5 protein-coding genes are annotated in these 5315 nt (G+C 70.3%); 3 read left to right on the top strand and 2 right to left on the bottom strand.

Going from position 1 to position 5315, the window contains the following annotated elements; all coding sequences use genetic code 11:
• Together ACFVU9_RS45215 and ACFVU9_RS45210 are read left to right on the top strand one after the other, a co-directional pair.
• Window positions 1-639, top strand: a 639-nt coding sequence (locus ACFVU9_RS45215; RefSeq protein ID WP_387603891.1) for a 3-oxoacyl-ACP synthase III family protein, incomplete at its 5' end; no start/stop codon positions are given.
• 146 nt (window positions 640-785) lie between these two features.
• Window positions 786-1523, top strand: coding sequence for an SDR family NAD(P)-dependent oxidoreductase (locus tag ACFVU9_RS45210; RefSeq protein WP_387603894.1), 738 nt, complete (start codon window positions 786-788; stop codon window positions 1521-1523).
• A 1322-nt stretch (window positions 1524-2845) separates the two neighbouring features.
• On the opposite strand, the gene ACFVU9_RS45205 is transcribed toward ACFVU9_RS45210, so the two are convergent.
• The gene (locus ACFVU9_RS45205; protein ID WP_387603888.1) at window positions 2846-3328 is read right to left on the bottom strand and encodes a hypothetical protein; all 483 of its coding nucleotides are present in this window, start codon (window positions 3326-3328) and stop codon (window positions 2846-2848) included.
• A 388-nt stretch (window positions 3329-3716) separates the two neighbouring features.
• Here ACFVU9_RS45205 and ACFVU9_RS45200 point away from each other — a divergent pair, with 388 nt between their 5' ends.
• The gene (locus ACFVU9_RS45200; protein WP_387603886.1) at window positions 3717-4043 is read left to right on the top strand and encodes a hypothetical protein; all 327 of its coding nucleotides are present in this window, start codon (window positions 3717-3719) and stop codon (window positions 4041-4043) included.
• A 240-nt stretch (window positions 4044-4283) separates the two neighbouring features.
• Here the strand turns inward: ACFVU9_RS45200 and ACFVU9_RS45195 are convergent, their stop codons facing one another.
• Window positions 4284-4889, bottom strand: coding sequence for an SMI1/KNR4 family protein (locus ACFVU9_RS45195; protein ID WP_387603883.1), 606 nt, complete (start codon window positions 4887-4889; stop codon window positions 4284-4286).
• Window positions 4890-5315 lie beyond the last annotated feature (426 nt).

Here is a 5315-nt window from a genome sequence, read left to right as displayed (position 1 = left end):
GTGTATGCGCTGGTGACGGCGGCGGGTCTGATGCGGATGGATCCGCGGCCGGTGCTGGTGGTGGGTTCGGACACGCACACGCTGACGGCCAATCCCGCGGACCGGGATCTGTCGATCCTGGTGGGGGATGGTGCGGGGGCGGTGGTGCTGGTGCCGGGGCCGGTGGACCGGGTGCGGGCGTGGAATCTGGGTGCGGACGGCTCGTGCAAGGACTCGTTGAAGGTCCTGGCGGGTGGTTCGCGGATGCCGGTCAGTGAGGAGACGGTGCGTGCCGGTCTGCATTATGCGCAGATCAACGGTAACGAGATCTATCTGAACGCGGTGCGGTACACGGTGCGTACGATCCGCGAGACGCTGGAGCAGGCGAAGGTGAGTGCGCTGGATGTGGATCATGTGGTGCCGCATCAGGCGAACATCCGGATCATCAATTCGGTGCTGAATCACACGGGGATTCCCGCGGACCGGCTGGTGGCGAATCTGGACCGGTATGGCAACACGGCGTCGGGTTCGGTGCCGATCGCGCTGGCGGAGGCGCTGGACGCGGGGCGGATCAAGGATGGTGACACGGTGTTGCTGGCCGGGTTCGGTGCGGGGATGACGTGGGGTTCGATGCTGCTGACCTGGGGAGGTGCGGCGTGAGCGGCCAGGACACGGGAGCCCGGGACACGGGCCGGGACGTGAGTGCCCGGGAGACGGGCACCCGGGACACGGGCGGCCGGGACGTGAGTGCCCGGGATGCGGGTGCCCGGGATGAGGCGGGCCGGGATGCGGGTGGCCGGGGTGGTGTGGGCCGGCGGCCGGTGTCGCCGGTGGCGCTGGTGACGGGTGCCTCGGGCGGGTTGGGGCGGGAGCTGGCGCTGGAGCTGGATGCGGCGGGGTGCCGGGTCGCGGTGCATTTCAACTCCTCGCGCCAGGCGGCCGAGGAGGTGGCGGGCAAGCTGGTGAACGATCATGTGGTGGTGGGCGGGGACGTGGCCGATCACGGCGCGGTGCTGGCGATGGCCGCGGAGATCGAGGCGGTGCTGGGTCCGGTGGACGTGCTGGTCAACAACGGCGGGATCCGCAGGGACGCGCTGATGGCGATGCAGTCGCCGGCGGACTGGCGGCGGGTGGTCGACACGAATCTGGTCGGTTCGTTCCACACGGCGCGGGTGTGTGTGCCGGGGATGCTGCGGGCGCGGTGGGGGCGGGTGGTGAACATCGTGTCGCCGTCGGCGCTGATCGCGACCGCGGGGCAGACGGCGTATTCGGCGTCGAAGGCGGGGCTGGTCGGGATGACGCGGACGCTGGCGGCGGAGTGCGGTCGGCGGGGGGTGACGGTCAACGCGCTGTCGCCCGGGTTCATGATCACGGGGATGACGGACACGCTGCCGCAGAAGGTGATCGAGGCGATGCGGGACAAGGCGCCGATCCCGCGGTTCGTGACCCCGCAGGAGGTCGCGCGGGCGATCCACCTGTTCCTGGACCAGGACTGCATGACCGGTCAGGTCATCAGCATCGACTCGGGCGCCTCGATCACCTGACCCCCCCCGCAACCCCGGCCGGCCCCGGGCGGGCCGCCTGCCCCTCTGGGGGACGGCCCCCGGGCCTCCCGGCCCCTGCACCGTCCGCGCCCGGCCCGGCCTGCGGGGCCGGTGTCCGTTGGCGGTGCCGTCCGGCCCCGCCCGCAACGCTCTCTCCGTCCCCCCGGAGTGCGTTGGGGGCGGGGCCGCGGCCGTCTGCGGGGCCGGGACGCGGACGGCCGTGCCGGTCCCGGTTCTCCGCCCGGGGCATCGGTACACGGCCCGGGCCGTCCTGCTCCTGGTGGCGGCCCCTGTCGTGCCCCGTCCCGCGGCCGGTCTGTGGTCTCCGGTCTCCGGTCTGTGGTCTCCGGTTCCCGGGGGGCGGTCGCGGCCTCGCACCGTCCGCGCCCGGCCCGCCCCGCCGTGGCCGCTGCCCGGGGCCGGGCCCCGCCCCGCCTGCTGTCCCCGTTCCCCGGGGGTGCGCTGGGCCGTGGCCGTGGCCGTGGCCGTGGCCGTTTCCGGGCCCGGGACAGGGGCCGTGCCGGGGCAGGGGCCGTGCCGGGGCCGGGGTTTTGGGGCGGGTGCTGTCTGCTGACGGCCCGGCCCGGGCCTGGTTCCGTTGTGCGGAGCCTGTGGGCGGGTTCCCGGTTCTGGTGCCGGTTCCGGCTCCCGGCCTTGCACTGGCGATCCTGACTGGGAGAAGCATCCCGGCCCTACTCCACGCCATGCCCGCGCTGACCGCAGTGCGGGAGTCCGGACAGCTCCGGCCGCCTCTGGCCGTTGAGGAATTGGCCGAACCACGGCGCCGCCCGGCCTGCCGTCTCTGCATGGCCGGTCGCGGCGTCCACGGACTCGTGGTCCGCAGCACCGGCCCCCACGAAGGCGTCTGCCACCGGCACCGGCTCTGGCTCCTCGGCGGTGACCAGCACGACCTGTCCGCGCTCCCCGAGATCACGTGCGCCAACTGTCGGCACCGACGGCTCGTCCGCGCTCCCCGAGATCACGTGCGCAAACCGTCGGCACCGACGGCTCGTCCGCCGCCGCAAGGACCCCTTCATCGGCGTGGACTACCTGCATTGCCCGCAAGGTCACAGCCCAGTGGTTCCGGGAGGCCGGCCCATCACCACTGCACCAGCGCTGGAGCCGTCGCCTGGACACCTTGCCGGAGGACCTCTGTGGAGATCCCCACCGTCCCGACGAAGACCGTATCGAGCTCGCCACTTACCCCGAGACCACTATCCTGACCAGTCTGTTGGCCTCACCGTACTGGTGCGGGCATCACGGCCTGCGGGCCGAAGCCGCCCGGCGTCTGGCTATCGCGGCCCGGGACCTGCCGCCCGGGCTCACTGCAGGTTGGCGCCGCTAGCGGGCGGATAGGGCTTGATCTCGGCCGCCCAATCGGCTGCCGCTGTCGACACCGACTCGGCCGTCAGCCGGGACGTGACCACGAACGGCTCGCCCGAGTGGGTCTGGTGTCGCCAGGGAGGCGAGAACTCCAAGTCCAGGCTGACGCGCAGTTCGAGCAGACCCGGATCGGTCCAGGTGAAGGTGAAGGAGAAGTTGGGCTCGGTGAAGTCCAGCCGGCCGCTGCCATCGTGTTCGGAGCCCGATGGGTGGGCCGCTGCCTGACCGGGCCATCGCGCCAACTCGACGGCGTCGTCTGCGGTCAACGCCTGCCAGCGGAACGACCACGTCCCCTGCGGACAGTGGGCGGACCCTTCGACGACCAGCCAGCTCTGGCGCCGGCGCGGGTCAACGGCATCGGGGAACTGGTAGCCGACAACGCCCAGCTCAACGCCATGCCCGTTGCTACCTATCAACCTCATCGACCCAGCATTCCACGCGGCGGAGCCGCCAGGCACCGAGGACGCCCCCAGGAAACAGCCAGGTCCAGCGAGAACCGCCTCCTCGGGGTCTCAGCCAAGCTGACGAACCACAGCTCAGCACCCGGGCATCAGCCATGACCGGTGAGAGTGCCGGCGTCGTCCGAGAAGCGTTCCGCGTCCCGGCACGTCATCCAGGGGACGAAGTCTCGGTCAGACCTGTCAACACCCGGCTCACAGAGCATCGTCATGACGTGATGAATGAGAGGGGACACCGCCCGGTGAAGGCCGGGCAGGCTGACGGACAGGAGCTTGTCTCACCGAGACCCGACTGCACGGAGCACTGGACCGGCGGGCTGCCGGGCACCCGCAGAGCGCCATACTGCACGTCGTGAATCGCGAAGACCTGATTGCTGCCCTGGAACGACATGAGACCGATGCCGCCGGCCACGCTGCCCTGGCCTTGCGAGCCGGGGCTTCCTTCCGGGTGTGGTCCGAATCGACGGTGCCGGCCGTGCGGCTCCTCGACATCTGGACATGGCGGGCCCGATGCATGGCGGAGGACGGCATCGTCACCCGCAAGGACTTCACGCGGGGATTGCCGGACCTTCGGCGTGCAGGAGATACCCCAGTCGTCTTGGGGCGAGTTGATGTCACCGAGGATTCGCACCTGGTCTGCCTGGCCGCCGATCCGTGCTCGTGTGCTGCCGTGCTGTAGCGCGGTGTGACCGCGCCGGGCCCGGTTGCCTGGCCGGGTGGACCGGATCAGCTGAGACAACACCCGGGATCCCGGCTTCCAGGACCAGGCCACCTGGGATTTTCGGCACCTCGACGTCTCAAGGGATCTGGTCGCCGCAGGTCACGGCCATGCCCGCGGACCGGTCCTTCGAGACGGGACAGTCATCACTGGACCTGGTGGCGTCTCACCGTCCACGTCGGCAGCCGGCCGTGGCCAGGGTCAGTAAGGGCGGCGGGTGTTCCAGTCGGCCGCGAACTCCCACAGGGGGTCGGGGACGCCGAGCAGTTCGTTGCCCAAGTGGTAGTCGCCAGTGAGGAGGGTGGCCAGGAAGGCCGTCGTACCGCCGGGAAAGAGGTCCCACTGCTGGAGGTCCTGGATCCATACGACGACCGGCCAATGATCGGCGTCGGGGTCTGCCGTGAGCCAGAAGAGGAAGTTGCCACGGTTGTCCGCGCCCCAGCACAGCAAGCCGCCGGGGGAGGGAAGCATCTCGTACGGTGGAGTTTCGGGGGTCTCGTCGTACCTGTGATCCTCGTACATGACACCCACCTGTTCGCCGGCTTCGGTGGTGTAGTCCAGGAAGCGTTCGAAGCCGTGCTTCTCGGTCGGGGTCCACACGATCAGGTCGGAGCGGATCAGGATCGCTCCGTAGGTGTCCAGCAGCCACCGGTAGTCCGCAGGAAACCGCAACCCGTTCAATGCGTCGACACCCTGCTCCCAGGGCACTTGAGCGGGTTCCCTGTCCGGCGTCCCCAGGATTTCCCTGAGCTTCTCCGCCCTTGTGTCCATCGGTCCTCCCATGTCCCGGTCCATCCATCCGGTCACTTGCACGATGACAGCCGGTACTGACATCAGGCCGGACTCTCGAGAGCAGTCGCTACCGGTTCGGCGAGCGACCTTCACCGGGTGTGCTGCGTTCTGGCCACCCGGCCCGCCGGCATCGGTCCCGAACCGGCTCCAAGCCGGGAACGACGCGGTCGAACTTCGTTGAGAAGCGTCAGACTTCGCTGAGACGGGGCGGGTGCGCAGGGGATGCGTGCCGGCGTGCGCCTCAACCGCGGGATGCGGGGGCGTGCGGGTTCTTCTCTCGTGTCGTGTGCAATCCGTTCCACGGCACGAGGGCTCGTCCTGCGGGTATCGGCTGTCCCGGGGGCAGGCGGGTGCGGGGTGCGGGGTCCGGGGTTACTGCGTGGTGGTGGCGGTGACGGTCCATGTCCCGGGCGGGGTGTCGTCCAGGCGCAGGTCGAAGGT

Source organism: Kitasatospora sp. NPDC057936 (genome assembly GCF_042887525.1).
Classification (GTDB): Bacteria; Actinomycetota; Actinomycetes; order Streptomycetales; family Streptomycetaceae; genus Kitasatospora.
This window is presented reverse-complemented; position numbering and strand designations above follow the sequence as displayed.